This window comes from Paenibacillus sp. JJ1683, assembly GCF_053006485.1.
In genome coordinates, this window is the sequence record NZ_CM129820.1 from 5,526,904 (window position 1) to 5,548,356 (window position 21,453).

Genomic DNA, 21,453 nt, shown 5'->3' on the forward strand with positions numbered 1-21,453 from the left:
AATATTGCCTCATTTAAAAAGGCAGATTAGTGAAGCGTTAAGGGTAAAAAAGTGGTTTATTGCAGGCTCACGCGATACTCTGAAGGTGACACCTGATAATAATTGCGAAAAGCCTTGCTGAAATAGTTTTTATCCTTGTAACCGAGCATATCGGAAATTTCCTGAATTTTCAGGCTGGAATCACCCAGGAGCTCCTTCGCCTTGTCCATTCTGACCTTCTGTACATATTCGTGAATGCCGTAACCAAATTGCTGCTTGAACAACTTCATCAGATATTCCCGACTCAAAAAATAGGTTTCGGCAAAAAACGAGATTTTGATATCTTCAAAATAGTATCGCTCGATGTATTTTTTGATCTCTGTAATATCAAAGGGTTGGTTACCCGCCTGTGCATGTTGGACCCCGGCAATGTAGAGCTCCAGTATCTGGTATAGTCTCTGGCTGTAGTCGGCAAAGCTCGCAAAATCAGCAGATAGCTCACCTTCAATCACACGACCCAATTCCCCCAAAGTTCCCTCCTGATTAGACGCGGACATAGGCGTACCCAGCTCAATCGCTGCTTCTCTCAATAAAAAATGGAACTCCCGCAGCAATCGATCCGCATCCTGTAAACGGAAAACAGGACCAGCTGCCAATTGTTTCAGTAGATCGCCCAGAAGTACCTTTGCTCGGTTGGCCTGGCCGGTCTGAGCATCCTTTTGGATCGACAACAGCCGATCCGTCCATGGCATTTCCTCTGACGTCCCCATTTGCCGGGGTACCGTATGGAGAATAGATTCCCCTTCCAGCTTCAACACATCTGTATTGTGAATGAACCTCTTGGCATCCCTATACGCAGAAGCCAGCTCCACTACGTCTGAACAGAGCTTGCCCACTCCGGCTGCTACCACCATACTGAACAGCCCATGCAGGTTCGCAATCGCCTTCTGTGCCACTTGTGCCAGTAGGAGGGACATATGTTCTTCTTGTCCTGGGGCCAGAGTACAGATCGATACGACCTCACGCTCTCTTCGCGGATGGGGGAAGCTAAAACAACGCAACCGTTCATCTGATGTCTGCGCTAATACATTAGTTACCGCAAAATCCATCAGGTCGACATCGCCATGAAAACGAGTCCTGCGAATCTCATCCCTGTTCAGTAACCGTAGCACGATCACCCCAAAGCGGTTCTCCGCCCGATCGGCTCCAATTAGTGGGAGCAACGACGTATTGGCCTGCCTTTTAAAGCTGCCATCCAAAATGGATACATACAGCTTCTCTTTCAGCTTCGGTAGTGACATATTCAGCGTAATGCTCTGGTTGATGAATTCGTCTTGGCTTTGCTTGCGGCTTTCCAGAATGTCCACCGCCTTGCGCAGGGCCTGATTCAGATCCTGGCGGTTGATAGGCTTGAGCAGATAATCTACTACCCGTGATTGAATCGCTTGTCGCGTAAATTCAAAGTCGTTGTAGCCACTAATGACAATGGCCAGCAGATGGGGATATGCCTTTTCGATCACACGAAGAAATTCAATGCCGTTCATCTCCGGCATTTTCATATCCACCATCACCACATCGATAGGGTGCTGACCGAGCAGTTCCATCCCCAACCTTCCATTTGTCGCCTCATAAATATGTTCGATACCCAGACGATCCCAGTCTCCAACAATACGAATGGCTTCTCGTAACGGTTCTTCATCGTCAATAATCAATACGTTATACATGGTCGACTCCTTCCCGGGGAATTTGCATTCTCATTTCCGTTCCCGTTTCATCCGTAAGTATGAATAATCCTGCCTGATCTCCATACAAAAGCTTCAACCGTGTGTTCAAATTCTTCAAGCCAATATGCTCGCTCTCCCGCTCTTCCCATTTTTCGTGGAACGAATCCAACACTATTTTCAGCTTGTCCTCTGAAATTCCAGGTCCGTTGTCCCTGACTGAAATTGTAGCGTCTGTAGCACCCGATTCGGCTGAAATGACGATCAGAATGTCACTTGATACTTTTTCTAATGCATGCTTGATAGAGTTTTCTACCAACGTTTGCACGGATAATCTCGGAATTGGCAGCTCCATCAGCGTGTCCTCCCATACCACTTCGACCTGAAGTCTCGCCCCGAATCTTGCCTTTTGCAGACCTATATATCGTTCAATATGCTTGAGCTCCTCGCGGGCAGCTACGATATCCTTGCCGTTGATGGAATACCGCAAAGTTTGGGCCAATGCATCCACCATATCCGCCATATCGAACATCTTCCGCTTTAATGCCTGTGTAGATATGGCTTGTAAGGCATTGTACAGAAAATGGGGATTAATCTCAGCCTCCAGCGCCTTGAGTATGGCATTCTTTTCGACCAGCTTCATGCGATAGCGCTCATTAATAAGTTCTTCGGTTCTTTGGACCATTTCGTTAAAGTGCAGCGACAAATATGCAATCTCGTCATGCCCCTTCACAGGAGCCCTTGCCTCAAAATCTCCGGTGCTGAACCGTTTCATCTGGGTAGATAGCTTATGTAAAGGTCGGGTAATGGCGTTCGAGGTCAAGGTCACCAAAATAATAGACACACCTAAAAATAAAGCCCCGATGACATAACTCCAATTCCGTGTGGTCGTAGCTGCCTCATAAATTTGGCGATATGGAATCGGCTTGATGAGCTGCCACCCGTCCTTTTCACCTGCATCATACACGACCAAATACTCCTGGTTGCTGTTGCTGTCTGACCACGTTACTTGTCCGCTTCCTCCCTCTCCGATCTGGGCCAATACGCCAGAATCACGCATTCGTTCATACAGCGGAAGGCTGTTCACATAAAAGGGAACCCGCTTGGGGCTGATTAGCATCAGTTGATCCCCTTTACCCAGTGGAATATTCCGCATGATTTCATCTACGGCGCTCGTGTTGTAATAAAAGGACAACACTGCCTGCGGGTGACGGGATGCAATCGATCTCAGCACTCGATGGTAAGCCATAAAGCTGGCTTGTGGCGCCACATAGCCCATATCAGAGCGAGACTCCACAAAGGATTGAAAAGATTCGTTAGCAGTGCTAGCCATCGCCTCTTTATACCAGGGAAGCTTGGGAATATCCGTGTTTATTCCTTTGCGTACTGTAATATTGTACGTTTCTCTAGTCACCACGTAGTATTGATGCCGATCCGCCACATACAGATAAATCGCTTCCAGATCATTGCGGGAATAGAACATGTTGCGCAAGTAATTTTCAATGACCATTCGTGCAGCGTAGTCCCGGTTCTCATTGGCAATCGCGTTCATGATATCGTTATAACGAAGCTGTGGAAGGGCCAACTGCTGCATTCCCTCCAAGTAATCCTCCAAATTCTGATTGACCAGCAGCAGATTATTCGTCGTGCTGGCGATGCTATGATTGACCGACTCCTTTTCAATCATCTGATAGGAAATAATCGTGAGTGAGCCCACCACCAGAATAATCACCGAGGTAAAAAGTAGAATGAGCTTGTTCACTAATTTTTGCGTAATCCGCCTCCACATGGAACGAAGAATTGTTCCTGTATGCCCTGACATCATGATAACCGCTCCTTTTGAAAGCGTACACATTTTTACCCTCAACTGTTTTCTTAAATCCATTGGTCCGGCCCTAGGGGCTATCCTATACTTTCATTATATCTTAAACAGCTTGGAGCGAAAGACCGGAAAATGCTGAGAAAAAGAGGTGCGTTATGCTGAAAAAAAGGGGAACATGGGGCGACAAGGGCAGTAAGCTGGAATTTGGTTTGTTCACACTGCCCGTAATTTTGTGCATTACAATTGCATTTTATATTCCGTTTTTGATGACGATACGCTATTCCCTGACTAAGTGGAACGGCATATCCAAACATCCGAAATTCGTAGGTCTGGATAACTTCAAGCAAATCCTGCTCGGAGACGCTAACTTTGCACATGCAGCCTGGTTTACGATCAAATATGCCATTCTGTACATTGTATTGGTAAACGTGCTGGCCATTTTGCTGGCGCTCGTCCTCGACATGAAGCTCAAAAGCTCGGCCTGGCTGCGCGCGGCTTTCTTTATTCCTTATATCCTCAGCCTCGTCATTGTCGGCTTTATATGGAAATTCATCTTTATGCAAGGTTTTGAGTCACTGGGGCACAGTACAGGCTGGGGCATCTTCCAGCTCAGTTGGCTAGGCGAGGAAGGGCTCGCGTTTATTTCCATTTTGGCGGTATCCATCTGGCAATCCATTGGCTTTTACATGGTCATTTATATTGCAGGCTTGCAATCTGTACCTGAGGATCTAAAAGAGGCTGCCATCGTGGATGGGGCAGGGCCGATTCGGAGATTTTTCAGTATTATTTTACCGATGCTTGCGCCCTCGATTACGATCTCGGTCTTCATGGCACTGACCAACTCGATCAAGGTGTTCGACGTCATTTTATCGCTGACTGGCGGTGGGCCAGGAGGTACGACATACAGCATTGCGTATGATATTTACCGAGATACGTTCCAAAACAATCTGTATGGCTACGGAACAGCCAAAGCCTTGATTTTATTCGTTGCAGTGCTGGTCATTACGATTATTCAATTGTCTATTTTCAAACGCAGGGAGGTTGAAGCCTGATGCAACGCAGCCGTACGGGACGTATTTTGCTGGAAGCGGGCATGATTGTATTGTCGCTGTTATTCTTGTATCCGCTGTTTCTCGCCATTAACAATTCGTTCAAAAGCTTCGCTGAGGTCATGACCGACGTCATTGCGCTGCCCAAGCAGCTTTCGCTGGATAACTACGTATACGTATGGAAGTTCATTGACTATCCACGCTTATTTCTGAATAACACGATTATTACTGTGCTCGGGCTGGCAGGCATTGTGCTAATATCCTCCATCGCTGCCTATAAGCTGGCACGGACGAAAAGCAAGTGGAGCTCCGCCATTTACATGCTGTGCATTATGCCGATGCTGATTCCATTTCAGTCTATTATGCTGACCGTCTTGCGCCTGACGAAAGACTTGAATTTGGCAGATAGCACTTGGGGACTTGGCCTGCTGTACTGGGGTTTTGGAGCCCCATTGGCAGTGTTTATCTATCACGGCTTTGTGAAAGGCATTCCGGTCGAGATTGACGAAAGCGCCAAGATCGACGGAGCCTCAGGCTTTCGGCTTTTCTTTTCCGTCATCTTTCCCTTGCTGAAATCGGTCACCGCTACTATTGTTATTATCGACGTGATGTGGATATGGAACGATTTTCTGCTTCCGCTGCTCATGGTTAACGGCTCACCCAGCACCAAAACGCTTACGCTGGCTGCCTATACCTTCGTTGGCCAATATACATCAGACTGGCAGTATGCCATGACCGCAATGGTAATGGCTGTGCTGCCCTCCATTATCGTATTTATCTTTCTGCAAAAATACATTGTTAAAGGCGTAGTGGCCGGGGCCGTCAAAGGCTGAGGCAACTACACCCCTACAGATGACCCACAGAGGACTTGCGTAAAGTTTACGCAAGTCCTTTTGACTGATTGGCTCCACCTTCCTTGACATTTTTCCACATAAATGATTTACTAATTTCATTATTCGTAATTATTACGATTAAGTTATCAAACAGAAAGTGCTGCTGCTTTCCTATCTCGCATTACAGTTACTACTGCACAGTCAACATTTTATGAAACTTTCGAAGGGATGAGTGATTACGTTGGCAAACGCTATGGAAAGAGATGAGAAAATACCGGTCACGGTACTAAGTGGTTACCTCGGTTCCGGCAAAACTACACTGCTGAACCATGTACTGAATAACCGGGAAGGCTTACGGGTAGCTGTCATCGTCAATGATATGAGTGAGGTTAATGTGGATGCTGATCTCGTTCGCGACGGTGGAGGATTATCCCGTGTGAATGAGAAGCTGGTGGAAATGTCCAACGGTTGTATCTGTTGTACCTTGCGCGAAGATTTATTAAAAGAGGTAGAGCGACTGGCGCTCGAAAAAAAGTTTGACTATATTCTTATTGAATCCACAGGTATAGGTGAGCCCATTCCAGTGGCCCAAACCTTTAGTTATGTAGATGAGCAAAATGGAATTGATTTGACCAAGCTGACCCGATTGGACACAATGGTCACTGTCGTGAACGCGCCAGAATTTTGGAAAGACTTCTACTCTAGAGACTCCCTTAAGGATCGTGGGCAGGAAGTGGCTGTGGAGGATGCACGTGGCATCGTTGATCTGCTCATAGAGCAGGTGGAATTTTGTGACGTGCTAATCATTAATAAATGCGATCTGGTATCCTTAGAGGAACTCGAACGATTGGAAAAGGTGCTGCGCAGCATTCAACCGAACGCCAAAATCATCCGTTCCGAATACGGCAGAGTGGACCCAAAGGAGATTTTAAACACGCATCGCTTTGATTTTGAAACTGCTAGTCAGGCGGCGGGTTGGATACAGGAAATGAACAAGGATGAACATGTACCGGAGACAGAGGAATATGGCATTGCTTCGTTTGTGTACAAGCGCAAAATCCCATTTCATCCCGAACGTTTATTGAAATGGCTGGCTCAATGGCCTACTGAGGTTGTACGTTCCAAGGGATTAGTGTGGCTCGCCACGCAAAACCGTACTGCCTTTACATTCAGTCAGGCGGGTAGCTCCAAACAATTCGCACGCGCAGGACTATGGGTGTCTGCTTTGACTGAAGAAGAACGACAATACTATCTCGGTGAAAATTTTGAAAAAACACCCGATTGGGATGAGAAATATGGCGACCGGGTTACCAAACTCGTATTTATTGGTATCGATATGAACCGGGAAGAAATCGAGCGTAGCTTGGATAAGACACTGCTAACCCCTGAAGAAATGGAACAGGATTGGCGCAAGTTGCCTGACCCGTTTACGAAAAACATATAATGAGTTTGAAAAAGCGCCTAAAGTGAGCAACTACCTCCCATCTTAGGCGCTCTGGCCTTATTTATGCTTAACCCATTGCGCGTTATCGATCGGCCAAAAGATCACATCCGCACGTCCGACAATATCCTTGATGGAAACAAAACCAATTGCACGACTATCCCTACTATTATTGCGGTGGTCACCCATTACAAAAATATACCCATCAGGAACCTTGGAATCGGTTATGGTACCGTTTGGAAAGTCCACATTGTTATATAATTCTCCCTTGGCGTGAGCATCTTGGATAGCCTCTTGAATGTATGGCTCCTCTACTTTCTTACCATTCACATAAAGATGATCACCTTGATACTGAATCGTATCTCCAGCCACTCCAATCACACGCTTAATAAAGTCCTTTTGTTCCTTTTTTACATGAAATACAACAACCTCACTTGCCTTGGGGTCACGAAAATCGTAAATCACCTTATTCACGACCACTCGTTCATCTGTTTTGAAATTCGGTTCCATGGATGCTCCCTCAACAATAAATGGCGCAAATAACAGCCAACGTATAATGAACACGAGCACAATGGCAACAATAATTGCCTTAAGCCAATCGATCATCTCCTTGTTCATTCGCGGTCGCTTTTCCTGCAATGGTTCAGAAGTTGAACTTGTCAAATGCTTCCCGCTCTCCATGCGCTAAACCCACCTTTTCTCACAGTTTTATTCCTATTATATGTATAATGTTTAATTATAATCAAATTTTCCCAGTCTAGCAAAACTGTATTTTTAGTTGAAACAAAAGTGTGAACTTTTTTTCACAATATTAAAAAAACAATAAAAAACTGTTGATGCAAACGTTAACATATATTACACTGTGCATATACTTCTTAGAGCGTTTTGGACTTATGATAGATCAATCTGTCCCCCCAGGAGGTGTCCTGTTTTTTTAATGGAAAGACAGCATGAGCGACTTTTATATGTGCTATCTTCTTTTAAAATATGAGCTCAGATAAGGAGGAATTTACATGTTTAAACGGAATGATCGTTCAAAAAACGGCTTTAACGCTCTAAGACTCGGTGTTTCTTTTGTTTTTGCTTCTTCTTGTCTTATTGGAACCGCTTACGCGGATATTCCATCCAACAACCTCCCCTCTACCACACTCACAGAGGAGGCAGTTAGTGCAACCGATTCAACAACTGTTTCCACCACGTTAGCGGCAGGCGATTTGTATGTGGCTCCAAATGGTAACGTGTCCAATCCGGGTACCATATCTAGTCCTACCACCCTCGAAGCAGCACTGACACAAATTGCTCCTGGCAAAACCATCTACCTGCGGGGTGGTAAATACGCCTACTCCTCAACGATTACAATTCAGCGTGGAAATAACGGCAATAACGGCTCACTCAAAGGATTAGTCGCTTACGGTAGTGAAAAACCCGTACTTGATTTCTCTGCTCAGGCCTTTGGTTCAGCTAATCGGGGACTTCAGCTTAACGGGGACTTCTGGCTGGTGAAAGGTCTTGAAGTCAAAGGTGCCGGAGATAACGGTATCTATATTGGCGGCAGCAATAACCGAATTGAAAACGTCGAGACCCACCACAATCGGGATACCGGGCTCCAACTCGGACGCTACTCCCCTAACGCTTCCACCAGTGAGTGGCCTGCAAACAATTTGATTTTGAATTCCTACTCTCACGATAACGCCGATCCCGATAATGGCGAGGATGCCGATGGCTTCGCGGCTAAACTGACTGTAGGATCAGGCAATGTGTTCGATAACTGCTTGGCAGCATACAACGTAGACGATGGCTGGGATCTGTACAGCAAAACGGAAACAGGCCCTATCGGTGCCGTAACCATTTTGAACAGTGTGGCCCATCACAACGGGCAAACCTCTGATGGAACGTCTACTGCGAACAGTGACGGCAACGGCTTTAAGCTGGGTGGAGACAAAATCAAGGTCAACCATATTGTAAAAAACAGTATTGCTTTCCAAAACAAAAAACACGGTTTCACCTACAATAGCAACCCTGGCACCATTACTTTGACCAACAATACTTCATGGGACAATGGACAAAGCAATTTCGCCTTTGATAAGGGTGAACACGTGTTCATTAACAATCTTTCTTTCGAGGGAACAGCAAGTGATAAAACAAGTGGTACGGATCAAGATAACTCTAACGTCTGGTGGAAAAACAAAAAAACGACGAATGCTAAAGGTCTCGCAGCCAGTGCAGACGACTTTGTTAGTCTCGTGCCTTCCATCACTCGAAGTACAGACGGTTCCATCCAGCTGGGTGATTTCCTTAAGCTGGCCAAAGGAAGCGATCTGATTGGCTCGGGTACTCCGAGCGGAAATATAGGGGCACGGTAAAAGCCCCACCTAATCAGGACGCCTGGCCCATCTACCAACCTAGACCATTCTGCATAATATAGCGACCGGTGATTGTCCTCATAACCAGACAAAATATGAGGTGAACAGATCATGGAACGAAAAATCACATTGAAACATACACTTGCCTATGGAAGCGGTAACATGCTGGGAAGTGGTGCACTTGCTATTAGCGGTGCATGGTTAATGTACTTTTATACAACCTTTTGCGGACTGTCTCCTGTTCAGGCCGCAGCCATTTTCTCTGTTGCCAGCATCATAGATGCGGTCAGCAATCCGATCATGGGCTTTATCAGCGATAACTTTCACCGAACCCGCTTAGGTCGTAAATTCGGCAGACGCCGTTTTTTCATCATGATGGGTATTCCGCTGATGCTCGTGTATCCGATGCTTTGGATAGATGGGTTGGGCTTCTGGTATTACCTGAGTACGTACGTGCTGTTTGAACTAGTGTACACCTCTGTCATGGTGCCGTATGAAGCACTAGCGTCCGAGATGACCCGGGACTTCGGTGCACGCTCCAGATTGACCGGATGGAAGGCCATGTTTGGTAAAATCGCCAATTTTGCCGCCGCTTTTATCCCTGGTCGCTTTATTGCTGCGTACGGCAAAGACTCTCCATTGCCTTTCTTGTATACCGGTCTTGTTTTTGCAGCAATTCTGCTGATTGCCATGGCATTCTTGTACAAAAACTCCTGGGAGCGTCCAAGTGAGGAACTACAAAAGGAACTGGAAGGTGAAGCTCCGCTTTCCTTTATAGATTCCATGAGAAAGTTGTTTGTCGATATTTCCTCTACTTTTCGGGTCAAGACGTTCCGTCATCATCTCGGGATGTACCTGGGCGGCTTTTCCGCTGAGTGGCTGTTTACTTCAGCTTTTACGTACTTTATTGTTTTCTCCTTGTTCCAAAGCTCTGAAATGGTATCCAATCTGAACAGCTTTAACTCTGTCATTCAATTGATTTCTACCTATTTCTTCATCCAATTCTGTGTGCGTAAAGGGTTTCGTATGCCTTTCATCGCCGCACTCGTCGTCGTTTGCTTTAGCGTAGCAGGTTATGGTCTGCTCTATCTCACAGGAGCCTCTAATACGATGATGTGGCTATATGTCATCACACTGTTCATGGGGCTTGGTACGGGTGGCGTCTACTACATCCCTTGGAATCAATACACATTCCTTGCCGATGTGGATGAAGCGCTGACTGGTCGCCGCCGGGAAGGTATTTATGCGGGTATGATGACTTTTGCCGGAAAAATGGTGCGGGCTGTTGTCGTTTTCATTCTCGGCTGGGTGTTACAGCACTTTGGCTTTGTATCCGGAGCTGAAAGTCAGCCAGTCTCTGCTCAGCACGCTATCTTCTATGTACTCGTGGTGGGTACTATTGTTCTCGCGATCATCGGGATGATTGCTTCTGTCGTAATGAAGCTGGATATTGACAGCCACAAGAAGCTAATCGCCGAGATTGACCGCCTCAAAAACGGTGGCTCCATGAAATCAGCCAAGCCAGAAGCTCGAAAAGTGTTCGAACAACTAACAGGCTTCAGCTACGATCGGTGCTGGGGCAACAATAATGTGGGCTTTAAGAACAAACCCGTTGATCCTAAGACACACACTCCGTCTATGTAACAACAATAACATTACAGATTAAACTTTACTGAAGAGGTGACTGTATCATGGCAAATTCAACATCGCAACCAACAACAAATCCTACAAAAACAGATTCCTGGGCTGTACGTATGAGCGATTCCGTGATTAAACGGAGTCCGGAATTTTATGAAAAATGGGAATATGACCATGGCGTGATTTACAGAGGTTTGGAATGGGTTGGCGAATTGACAGGCGATCCCAAGTATATGGAATATATAAAAAAACATATGGATCACTTTGTTGATGAAAATGGTGTGATTCAGCGCTATAAAGTAGATGAGTATAATATTGACCATGTGAATAACGGCAAGCTGCTCTTCACTCTGTATCGTGCCACAGGCGATGAACGCTATAAAAAGGCAGCCTTCCAATTACGCAGTCAGCTGGAAAAACATCCACGCACAAGCGAGGGCGCATTCTGGCATAAGCAAATTTATCCGTATCAAATTTGGCTTGACGGCTTGTACATGGGTGCCCCGTTCTATGCTGAGTTTATTCGCGAATTCGGAGATCCGTCAGAGTTTGACGATGTGACCCTGCAATTCAAGCTATGCTACAAGCATACGCGTGATCCTGAAACGGGTCTGCTCTATCACGCTTGGGATGAGAAGCGGGAACAGCATTGGTGCAACCCGGAAACCGGCTGTTCCAAAAATTTCTGGGGCCGCTCAATGGGCTGGTTTGTCATGGCACTCGTCGACGTGCTGGACTACATTCCAGAAGATCATGCAGATCGTCCCGTCTTGATTGATATGCTGAGAGAAACACTGGAAGCCTTGCTGAAAGTGCGTGATAAAGAAAGCGGCGTCTTTTATCAGGTGCTCAACCTGGGCCATGTGAAAGGCAACTATCTGGAAGCATCTGCTTCCTGCATGATTCTATACGCTATGGCCAAAGGTGTTCGCAAAGGTTATCTGCCAGAGCATTATCGCCAAGAAGCAGAAATCATCCGTAAAGGTATTATTGATGAATTTATTACGATTACTGAAGAAGGACTTGTGAATCTGAACAAAACAGTACAAGTAAGCGGTCTAGGTGGTAAAGATCGCCGGGATGGTACCTTCGCTTACTATATCAGCGAGCCGATTATAACTAACGATCCTAAAGGTATCGGAGCTTTCATTCAGGCGATGGGTGAAGCAGAGCGCATCTAAATGATGCGGACTATGTACTTTTAAATAGCACAAAGGACGGTGGCGATGAGCCCCGTCCTTTTCTCATATATATCTTACTTCATAACCTTAAATTCATATCCCTGTTTCTTCAGATATTCTATAATTTGCGGCAATGCTTTGGCTGTTTCTTCTTTACCATAAGTGTCATGCATGAGTATGATCGCTTTTTCTCGGCCTTTGACTGACCTCATAAACTGATTAATTAGTGCGGGTGCTTTCTTGGATCTTCCCTCTGCATCCTTCGTTAATACATTCCAGTCCACCTGATGGTAATCCTTTTGAAGTAAAACCTTATCCAGAGCAGCCATTCCCTGTGGATCTCTTCTGTTCCATGTCATGTGCCCCCCGGGGAATCGGATCATTCTGGTGGAGAATTCTGGTCCCAGAATGCTTTTTAGAACCTGATTGTTCTTCTCGATCTCCTGCATAACATGATCCGTATTTACTCGTCTGTTCGGATATAAATACTTATAGTTATGTGAGTACGTATGGTTTCCTATCGCGTGACCCTCTTTGACAATTCTTTTGATAAGGTTCCGGGTATGCTCATTCTCATTGGCTTCTTTTCCTACAATAAAAAAGGTTGCCTTGACCTTTTGCTTTTTCAGAATGTCTAATATTTGGGGTGTGACCGTCACAGATGGACCGTCATCAAAGGATAAGTAGGCCACCTTTTTACCATCGGCTCCATCAGGCATCTTTCCTAGCATTTGCTGATTTAAATATTTTTCAACAAAGGCACCGTCTTCTACACCGGGATCATTTTTTGGAGAGGCTGCTTTATCGTTTGCCCCTGCGCTGGCTTTAACTTTGGATGAGTCCTTGGATACAGAATCTGTTTTTTTAGCAAGCTCCTGAGTCGGCGCATGTGGTTTGCTATCTGAGACCTTTATCGCAATAAAAGTAATGCAGCCTGCCACAAATAATACAATAGCAATCAGCATCAGCCTTCTTTTGTTCCTCTTCAAGCGGTGCTCTCTTGTTCTACTATGTGAATAACCCTTTTCCATTAGATTATGTACCTCCACCCTAAAATAAGAAAAACCACCGGAGCAGGGTGAAAGCGCACCTTACAACGAACATTGGAAAACCGGGAGGTTTGGCCGATGAAAGTTTAAGGTTGCACTTCAACCAGGGGACGGACAACCTACTCCCGGTGGTTTCTTATCTTGCATTTGCATAATTTATGAATATCATTGCGGTTCTGTTCATTAAGATTGCTTCGTTAGGGCCTGAGCCAGTAAAGATGCATAGGCTTTAGCGCCTTTAGGTTTTAAATGTACTCCATCATGCTCAAAATATGAGTTTTTACCGGAGCTTGCTGCATACCAGTCAATCATTGTAATTCTTGGGTCTTGGGATGCAGCCTCAGCAAGATGCTTGTTCACAATGCTCTCCCAAGGCCGAGGTACACGGGTATTCACAAGTATAATATGCTTTGTATCCTTCAGACTGGCGAGCAGATTAGATAGCTGGTCCTTGGTAAAAGCGCCGTTCGTACCCAGCTCAATAATAACCGTCTTGCCCAACTGTCCGTTCTGTCTCAGTTGCTCCAGTACGGCAGGCGCTTCCGCCATCTGGCGGCCGATCCGCCCATCTACAACAGCCCCCGGGAAGTATTCCTGAATGTACGACTGTACATCGAGCATGACAGAGTCTCCAATAGCGGTCACGCTCGATCCATCGCCTGTCATAGGCTTAGCTTGTTGGGATGTGGTCGAAGGTTCCGTCTGCGTCGTAACGCCATCCGTAGTACCAGCCTTGACTGCCGTGTCTTTAGGCGTCTGGGCTTGAGATGGAGTCTTACTGTCCTTGGCTCCTTGCGGCTTGGTGGCTGTAGACTCCTTGGAGGCTACGGACACCGTTCCGTGAAGCGGCGGCATCGCCTTTGCCTTGGCAATTGGCTGCTCATCACTAGATGCTGCCTGCAACGTTGCATCAGGGGATACCACGTACAGGTGAACGGTACCCACACCAATACCTATGCAAAGCATTGCTGTTGCGGTTGTAGAGATCCATCTCCACCGCATCTGCCGACGAACCGCTGAACGAATTCCTGCAATCCAGTGCCGGAATCCATCATGCCGAATCGGTTCCTCGATATATTTAAACGAGAGAGACGCCAGCAGTATGGTAGCCAGCAAATGTATAACGATACGCACCACATGAACACCATCGGTATCCACCTGAGGTGTCGTTAGCGTGATAACTGGAAAATGCCATAGATACAGTCCGTAGGAACGGGCGCCGATCCAGCGCAGCGGCTTGCGTCCAAGCAGGCGACCGAGATGGCTCACCGGGTGTGCCAATGCTGCAACCACAATAGCAGTGACCACCGCAATCCCCAGCAAGCCGCCGCGGTACAGAGCTGGGTCATATTCATTCGAGGCCCACGCCCAGTGGCATAGCAGCAGCAAGCTGATTGCACCGACGCCATCTAGAAGCAAGCGCGCCTTCGCCGAAGCATGCTCTTTCAGCTTGCCGCTTGGCCATACCAAGGCCAGCGCCGCACCAATCAGTAGAGCGAAGCCGCGTGTGTCCGTGCCATAATATACCCGGCTCGGATCGCTTCCCGGTACGTAAATCACGGCCATCAGGAGCGCAGATATTAACGCCAGACAAATCACCCATCCGGCCAGTACAATACGCTTGGGCATGTACTTCAGCCCAAGCGCCAGCAGTAAAGGCCACAGGATATAAAACTGTTCCTCCACCGCCAGCGACCACAGATGCCCAAGCGGAGAAGGAGGACCGAAACTTTCAAAATACGAAACCTGATGGAAAATAAACCACCAATTGCTCATATACACCAATGCGGCAGGTACATCTCCGCGCAAGGCCGTAAGCCGTGACGGATCGAAGAGCAACGAGCACAGGACAATGACAGCCACCACCGTCAGCATGGCAGGCAGCAATCTTCTGGCACGACGCACCCAGAAATCTTTCATTTTAAAACTATGATATGTATCCCACTGACTGACTAGAATATCTGTAATCAGATACCCCGACAACGTAAAAAACACGCCTACACCCAACAAACCACCCGGCAACCAATCCGGATTCAGATGATACACAATGACTGCGATGACCGCCAGCGCTCTTAAACCATCCAAACCTGGCATATAACGACGTTGTGGCGACAACCGATTAGACTTCATTTCAGCCGCCGTCCTTCTTGCAAATTCGAACTCTCTGTCTGTTTCAATGCTCTTCTGCCCTTTCCCTCTCCTGCACATCGTCTGTGCGATGCCCTGTAGCCTTTTCATTCATTATATAAAACTTCATAATCGTAATGATTTCATTGAAGTTAAAATTAATGACAATGTTTTTATTATATCATTCCTTTCCACAGTTAGGTAACCACTGATAGATATACAAAAAAAGGTATCTCTTCCCTTAGGAAGAAAATACCTTTTTTTTAATTCGTGTCTATTAAAATTTGATGATCCCTGAAGTATGAAGGAAGACCAACAACATCAGGATCGGTGCAACATACCGAAGGCCGAACAACCATACACGGAACCAGAAAGGCTTGAGATTGGCATGCTCGCCAGCAGTTTTCCAGTAGTACCCTGTGAATATAACTATCAGTAAGCCGCCCAATGGCAAGAAGATGTTGGACGCTGTGAAGTCAACAAAGTCAAAGAAGGATTTGTCGCCCACCTTTAACTCTGGAACCAACCCCATCGACAATGCAGAAGGGACACCCAGCAACAGACACAGGATCGATACGATGACAACCGAGCGTACCCGGCCCCAACGGAACCGCTCCATAACATAAGCTACGGGTACCTCCAGCAGGGATACCATAGAGCCTAATGCTGCAACCGCCAGCAATACGAAGAACAAACCGCCGAAGAAAGCTCCGAAAGGCATGGCAGAGAATGCAGCCGGTAAGGCAATAAAGACCAAAGACGGTCCTTGGGCAGGGTTAATACCAAAGGAGAAGGTTGTAGGGAAAATGATCATACCTGCGATAAACGCATAGATTAAATCCCCGCCACCCACTGCCAGCATAGCTCCCCCCAGCGATTGTCGACGATCTACATAAGCACCATATGTGACCATGATCCCCATCCCCAGTGAGAGGGAGAAGAAGGCATGTCCCAAAGCAACCAATGCAGATTCTATACTTAACTTAGAAAAGTCAGGATTCAAAAAGAAGGATACACCCGCACCAGAACCTGGCAGCATGAGAGCGTTAATCATCAGCACGAGCAACAGGATGACCTTAGCAGGAATCAAAATTTTATTGAACTTTTCAATTCCGTTCGATACCCCAAGGGTAACCACGACTGCTGTAAATGCAAAAACAATTAACAACCACACCAACGGTGCATAGCCGGAGGAAAATGAAGCAAACTGACCAGCAAAATCATTATTCGAAAACAGACTTCCGCTAAATGCCTCTACGGCATAATGCAGTGTCCATCCTCCTACAATGGCATAGAACGACAAAATAACAAACGGCACGATAACAAACATAATGCTCATCTTGCCCCAAATTGGATGTCCGCCTACTTTCACCATTGCAGAGGCAGCACTTCCTCGACCTGCACGACCAAGCGCAAGCTCTGCTAAAAGTACAGGCAAACCAACAAGCAACAAGCAGACAATAAACAACAAGAAAAATGCAGCTCCGCCATATTGTCCGGTAATATACGGAAATTTCCAGATGTTACCTAGTCCTGCCGCACTCCCGATCGCTGCCAAAATGAATCCAGCCGACGAGAAGCGTTCATTCTTATCAGACAGGTTATTCTGCCCCTTGCCCAAATTCATGGTATCCCCCTCATTCTCTCTACTTACGCATAAACTTGAGCATGCGTACATAAATAATTTTTTCTCATTATAGCGTAAGTAGGATGTAAGGTCATGCATAATTTTTCACTATTACCGGATTTATTTTCATAATGTTCGGTATCTACACAATACAACAAAAAACTACATTTTTTCTTCAGTATCCTTCTTTATAATGGTCTCTCCCATACGATTGGATACTTTTTGGTAAATATACGAAATGGCCAGCAATACAACCCCAAAGGAGAAATAGGCTACAATCGTACTTCCCGACGTTAATAGGTGTAGATCGTACAATAGCAGCTTACCTGTAGCTAGCAGAGTCAAGCCCAACCCAAATCGGCGGATGTAGACCACTCGCTTGAGGAAGCCGTATACAATATACAAAATAGCCAACAGCAGATACACCAGACTGAACACAAGACCTGCGTCTCCCAGACGGAACTGAACTCCGAGAAAGGCGGTAATGATGCCCAACAAATATACCCCCATAATGACCGGATACAGCTCATTACTTCTATAATGTCGCGTCATCAGTGCGTTTAGGAAGTCCCTGCTGCTGAAGAATACCAGTACATTAAAGGCTACCAGTACAATTAGCGCAACGTAATCAGCAGCCGTATTCTGCGCATAATCCTCATGCAAGGTTGGAATCGCTACGGTAACCACCAATGCCAGCGCGTAGCCTATGACGTACAATGCCAAGCTATAATATTTAATCACCCGATCGTACAACAGCTTCACTTTAGGCAGGAAATAAGCTAACACCAGGGATACGCAGGTGAACAACAATACCTTGTACAAGGTGTAATGTGCAAACTCATCGGATACGACGATGTTATACCAATGCCCAGCTTCGTACAAAAGATAGAGGTACACGTTCACCAAAGCTACATACTTAAATCCTTGCATGATATGCATTTCGTACAAACGATTGTTTTTGAAAGCATTCGGACGACTATATTCAATCGCATAGAAGACAGTAACGATCAACATTCCCAGTGTAATGAGCGTATATTTAAGCCCAAAATAATCTGTCTCAAATCCTGACAACAGATATATAGGGAAATCAATGAAAAAGAATGCGCCCAGACACAATCCTAGAATGCCCCATCCTGCACGCTCCAATTCTTTCAAGCGGTAGCGATGTCCATACAATGTAAGAAGCACAGCTTCGATTAACCAGCCCATCGACAACCATCTGACTCCAAACTGGAACGGAATCATGAGAATGGCAAAGGTCAATGATGTCGCATAAAACAGTATTTTGGTTTGCTTCTCCTCTGGAATATATCGCCGAACCCATTGGCCCAAGCCCCCATACACCAAGCAAAAGACGAGTGCCAGTAATCCTTTGTAATCATCCAGACCTGCATCGCCGAACAGGGAATACAGAACGGAACAGCTCACAACTGTATTCAGGGCCAACAAGGAGAAATCCAGCCATGATAGTTTTGTTTTGAGTCGGAACGGCACCCACAGTGTCATCCCGAGATACATCGCAAATGTAATGATTGCATATAGCATGCTGGCTATGGTGCTGTCTGATAACCACGCGAGTACAACCATTAATGGGGTATTGAGTAGAAAGCTGATATATTGCACGATGACCCACCGTTTGCGGAAGGATACAAGCAGGATTAGCAGGTTCAGCAGGAATAGATAGCCCATCGCGATATACACGGCGTTTCCTTCCAGCCCGTTTGCTGCCATATAGGAGAACAACGGAAGATATCCCCCTACTAAACCGAAGGAACATATCGTTCGAGATTCATATCTTAAGGACAACAGCACAGCGGTCACCGTAACTAGAACGGACAAGCCTATACCTGTATACATTCCTATGATTTCTAGCAAAAAGTAGCTATAAAAAATGGACCCGTACAGTACAGAAATACCGCCGCCCAAGATACCGAGCGCAAAGGTCTGCTTCTGCTTGCGATACAACCACTCGCCGCCGCCCAGCATCAGCGCTCCTAGCAAAAAGAACGCAACGCCCTTCATATTCCCTGTAAACCAGTTTGAGTATGAGTATTTAAAAGCGGCTCCCACACCCAAGATAATGAGCAAAATCCCCAGCTTGTTAATCCAGTTCAATCCCAGCATCATTTCAAACTGATTCTGCTTCATGCGCTTCTGCATCGTTTCTTCGCTGATCTCTTCTTCTTCGAGCTGATGAAGCTCGTTTTCCGTCTGATGAAGCAATTTGCGCTCTGCTTCCTGAAACCGCCTGCGTTGCTCCATGATCCGGTCACGAATCTCCTCCGAGAACAGTCTCAGTCTAGCGACGATCTCATCCTGATCCTCTTTAAGCTCATGAGTGGTTTGCTGAATAAGCTGGTCCACCCGGTTTTTAGCCCCATATTCAATGGAAGTCAGCCGGTTTTCCCCTTCTGCGGTTCTGGAAGCAAAATAGGTCTCCAGCTTTTCCCGCGAAATGCGAATCATATTCGCCTTTTCGCTCAACATCTGCTCCGTCAGCGCAGTACGCAGCTTTCCATTTTCCTGCTCAATATGTCGTACCCGCTCTTCCAAGTGAATGCAGCGAGCCTGATAATCCTCGAACTTTTTTCGCAGAACCTCGTTTTCCAAAATGATATCTGAAGCTTCGTAATCTGCGATTAATGTTTGATACTCCTTGAGCAGCTTGTTCTGTTCTTGGCGGATCGTATGTAAACGATCTTTAAAATCCTCCATGTTTCCCTCCATCGCTGTCGTTTTGGTAATCATTACATTTTACATGAAATTAAAATAGCATTATAGAGACTATAGCCCATTTTGAACGCTGAATTAAGGCTATTACTTAAATATTCTTCCAGTTTCATTATCACAGATGAAGTAGAATGGAAATACATAAGAAATAAAGCCTACCTTTCCCCTTCGCAAACATGAAATCGGCTTTTTACTTATTTCCACTTATCTTAATCGCATTGTGTATTTATTTTTATTGGAAAGATCATGTTGAAAAAAGGAAGTAATCCAGTGTACTGACTCATGCCCTTGATTAACCTGCCAAAAATTCGTATACTTACAAAAAAGCAAACGACATTGTGCCTGTGAAGAGCATCCAACTCGGAGGCGTTTACGCCAAGGATTATACGTTAGTGTACGATATGGCGATATGTTCCTAAGTAAACCGGACCCGCCCGTTAAAGCGGAGCAAAGTGGATTGGAGAGTCATGACTTCTGTCATGCTGTCCGGTCAATTTGGGTGGCACCGCGAGATCAAAGCGCTCCTCGTCCCATGTGGATGAGGGCGCTTTTTGTATTTTTATCCGAAAAGGAGTGCGGTGTCATGTTAGATATCAAGTGGATTAGAGAGCATCAAGAGCAGGTTCAGAGAGCGGCAGACGACAAAAGAATACAAGTATCGGTCGCAGAGCTGTTAACCCTGGATGATCGGAGAAAGCAGCTGCTTCAGGAAGTGGAGCAGCTTCGCCAGATGCGTAATCAGTGTAGTCAGGATATTGGGGCGCTAATTCAGGCCGGGAAAAATGAACAGGCGGATGAGGCTAAGCGGCAGGTCAAAGAAATTAACGGACGGCTAGATCTTCTGGAAGCCCCGCAACAGGAACTAGAGCAACAATTTCAACAGCTCTTGCTTCTAATGCCTAATATCGTATCCCCGGATACGCCGCGAGGCCAGTCGGATCAAGATAATGTAGAACTGGAACGGGTCGGAACGATACCTGACTTTGGATTTGAACCCAAGGATCATATGATGCTCGGCCAGCTTCACAACCTGATCGATGTGCCTCGCGGTGTCAAAACAGCCGGTACCCGTAACTATTATCTGACGGGAGCTGGGGTCGCGTTGCACCGGGCTGTACAGCAGCTTGCTGTTGATCTGCTGAGCGAACGAGGATTTCAGCTGCTGGACGTACCATTAATGGTACGCTCTGAGGCAATGCGCAGCACTGGCTTTTTCCCGCTTGGACTGGATCAGACGTACCGTATCGCTGGAGAAGATCAATGGCTTGTAGGCACCTCGGAAGTTCCGCTGGTCTCGTATTACAGCGGTGAGATTATGGACGTTACAGACCCGATTCGGCTGGCGGCGGTATCCGTATGCTTCCGCAACGAGGTTGGCTCGGCCGGAAGGGACGTGCACGGACTGTATCGTGTGCACCAGTTTGCCAAGGTGGAGCAGGTCATCATCTGCGAAGCGAGTCTGGAAGCTTCAGAGCAGATGTTTCAGGAGATTACGCGCAATGCGGAAGATCTGCTTCAACTGCTGGAGCTCCCCTACCGTAAGATGGCTGTCTGTACAGGCGACATGTCGCAAAAAACCTACAAGCAGGTGGACATTGAGACATGGATGCCTAGCAGACAGGCTTACGGCGAAACACACTCGTCGTCCCAGTTGCTTGATTTTCAGGCGCGTCGTTCCAACATCCGGTACCGTAATGCGGACGGCAAGCTACAATATTGTTACACACTTAACAATACAGCGGTCGCTTCGCCTCGGATCTTGATCCCGTTGCTAGAGCATCACCAACAGGAGGACGGTTCGATCCGCATTCCAGAAGCTTTACGCCAGTATATGCCGCAGCATATAGAATTTTTGCGTCCTCCCATGTCATGAAAATATGGGCACACTTTGAA

General features: G+C 46.4%; 14 protein-coding genes. 7 read left to right on the plus strand and 7 right to left on the minus strand.

Annotated elements, in window-relative coordinates:
* Window positions 1–56: 56 nt before the first annotated feature.
* Together ACUC6J_RS23855 and ACUC6J_RS23860 are read right to left on the minus strand one after the other, a co-directional pair.
* Window positions 57–1,703, minus strand: a complete 1,647-nt coding sequence (locus ACUC6J_RS23855) for a response regulator transcription factor (protein WP_447249530.1) — start codon at window positions 1,701–1,703, stop codon at window positions 57–59.
* Window positions 1,696–3,555 carry a cache domain-containing sensor histidine kinase gene (locus ACUC6J_RS23860; protein WP_447249531.1) on the minus strand — a complete coding sequence of 620 codons (1,860 nt, stop codon included), beginning with the start codon at window positions 3,553–3,555 and terminating at the stop codon, window positions 1,696–1,698. Before ACUC6J_RS23860 ends, ACUC6J_RS23855 begins: the two co-directional genes overlap by 8 nt.
* A gap of 122 nt (window positions 3,556–3,677) precedes the next feature.
* Here ACUC6J_RS23860 and ACUC6J_RS23865 point away from each other — a divergent pair, with 122 nt between their 5' ends.
* The 3 genes from ACUC6J_RS23865 (at window position 3,678) to ACUC6J_RS23875 (ending at window position 6,848) form a co-directional block, all read left to right on the plus strand.
* Window positions 3,678–4,574 (plus strand): carbohydrate ABC transporter permease, encoded by an 897-nt coding sequence (locus tag ACUC6J_RS23865; RefSeq protein ID WP_016822645.1) that lies wholly within the window; start codon window positions 3,678–3,680, stop codon window positions 4,572–4,574.
* Window positions 4,574–5,404: a carbohydrate ABC transporter permease gene (locus ACUC6J_RS23870; RefSeq protein ID WP_447249532.1), complete on the plus strand. Its 831-nt coding sequence runs from the start codon at window positions 4,574–4,576 to the stop codon at window positions 5,402–5,404. The genes ACUC6J_RS23865 and ACUC6J_RS23870 overlap by 1 nt, the downstream gene beginning before the upstream one ends.
* A gap of 253 nt (window positions 5,405–5,657) precedes the next feature.
* Window positions 5,658–6,848, plus strand: a complete 1,191-nt coding sequence (locus ACUC6J_RS23875) for a GTP-binding protein (RefSeq protein WP_447250316.1) — start codon at window positions 5,658–5,660, stop codon at window positions 6,846–6,848.
* Window positions 6,849–6,905: 57 nt separating this feature from the next.
* Here the strand turns inward: ACUC6J_RS23875 and lepB are convergent, their stop codons facing one another.
* Window positions 6,906–7,526 (minus strand): signal peptidase I, encoded by a 621-nt coding sequence (lepB, locus tag ACUC6J_RS23880; RefSeq protein ID WP_025366156.1) that lies wholly within the window; start codon window positions 7,524–7,526, stop codon window positions 6,906–6,908.
* Window positions 7,527–7,858: 332 nt separating this feature from the next.
* Here lepB and ACUC6J_RS23885 point away from each other — a divergent pair, with 332 nt between their 5' ends.
* The 3 genes from ACUC6J_RS23885 (at window position 7,859) to ACUC6J_RS23895 (ending at window position 12,027) form a co-directional block, all read left to right on the plus strand.
* Window positions 7,859–9,208, plus strand: coding sequence for a right-handed parallel beta-helix repeat-containing protein (locus ACUC6J_RS23885; RefSeq protein ID WP_019688971.1), 1,350 nt, complete (start codon window positions 7,859–7,861; stop codon window positions 9,206–9,208).
* A gap of 111 nt (window positions 9,209–9,319) precedes the next feature.
* Window positions 9,320–10,852: an MFS transporter gene (locus ACUC6J_RS23890; RefSeq protein WP_019688972.1), complete on the plus strand. Its 1,533-nt coding sequence runs from the start codon at window positions 9,320–9,322 to the stop codon at window positions 10,850–10,852.
* A 47-nt stretch (window positions 10,853–10,899) separates the two neighbouring features.
* Complete coding sequence (locus tag ACUC6J_RS23895; protein WP_016822640.1) at window positions 10,900–12,027, plus strand: glycoside hydrolase family 88/105 protein; 1,128 nt, start codon at window positions 10,900–10,902, stop codon at window positions 12,025–12,027.
* Between the two features lie 74 nt (window positions 12,028–12,101).
* On the opposite strand, the gene ACUC6J_RS23900 is transcribed toward ACUC6J_RS23895, so the two are convergent.
* The 4 genes from ACUC6J_RS23900 to ACUC6J_RS23915 form a co-directional block, all read right to left on the minus strand.
* Complete coding sequence (locus ACUC6J_RS23900; protein ID WP_019688973.1) at window positions 12,102–13,058, minus strand: polysaccharide deacetylase family protein; 957 nt, start codon at window positions 13,056–13,058, stop codon at window positions 12,102–12,104.
* Between the two features lie 201 nt (window positions 13,059–13,259).
* Window positions 13,260–15,314, minus strand: coding sequence for an acyltransferase family protein (locus ACUC6J_RS23905; RefSeq protein ID WP_447249533.1), 2,055 nt, complete (start codon window positions 15,312–15,314; stop codon window positions 13,260–13,262).
* Between the two features lie 166 nt (window positions 15,315–15,480).
* Entirely contained in the window at window positions 15,481–16,830 is a 1,350-nt protein-coding gene (locus tag ACUC6J_RS23910) for a sodium-dependent transporter (protein ID WP_016822637.1), read from the minus strand.
* A 162-nt stretch (window positions 16,831–16,992) separates the two neighbouring features.
* On the minus strand, window positions 16,993–19,545 hold the full coding sequence (locus ACUC6J_RS23915) for a DUF2339 domain-containing protein (RefSeq protein ID WP_447249534.1): 2,553 nt from the start codon (window positions 19,543–19,545) through the stop codon (window positions 16,993–16,995).
* 598 nt (window positions 19,546–20,143) lie between these two features.
* Between ACUC6J_RS23915 and serS the strand changes: the two genes are divergently transcribed.
* Window positions 20,144–21,433, plus strand: coding sequence for a serine--tRNA ligase (serS, locus tag ACUC6J_RS23920; RefSeq protein WP_447249535.1), 1,290 nt, complete (start codon window positions 20,144–20,146; stop codon window positions 21,431–21,433).
* Window positions 21,434–21,453: the final 20 nt, after the last annotated feature.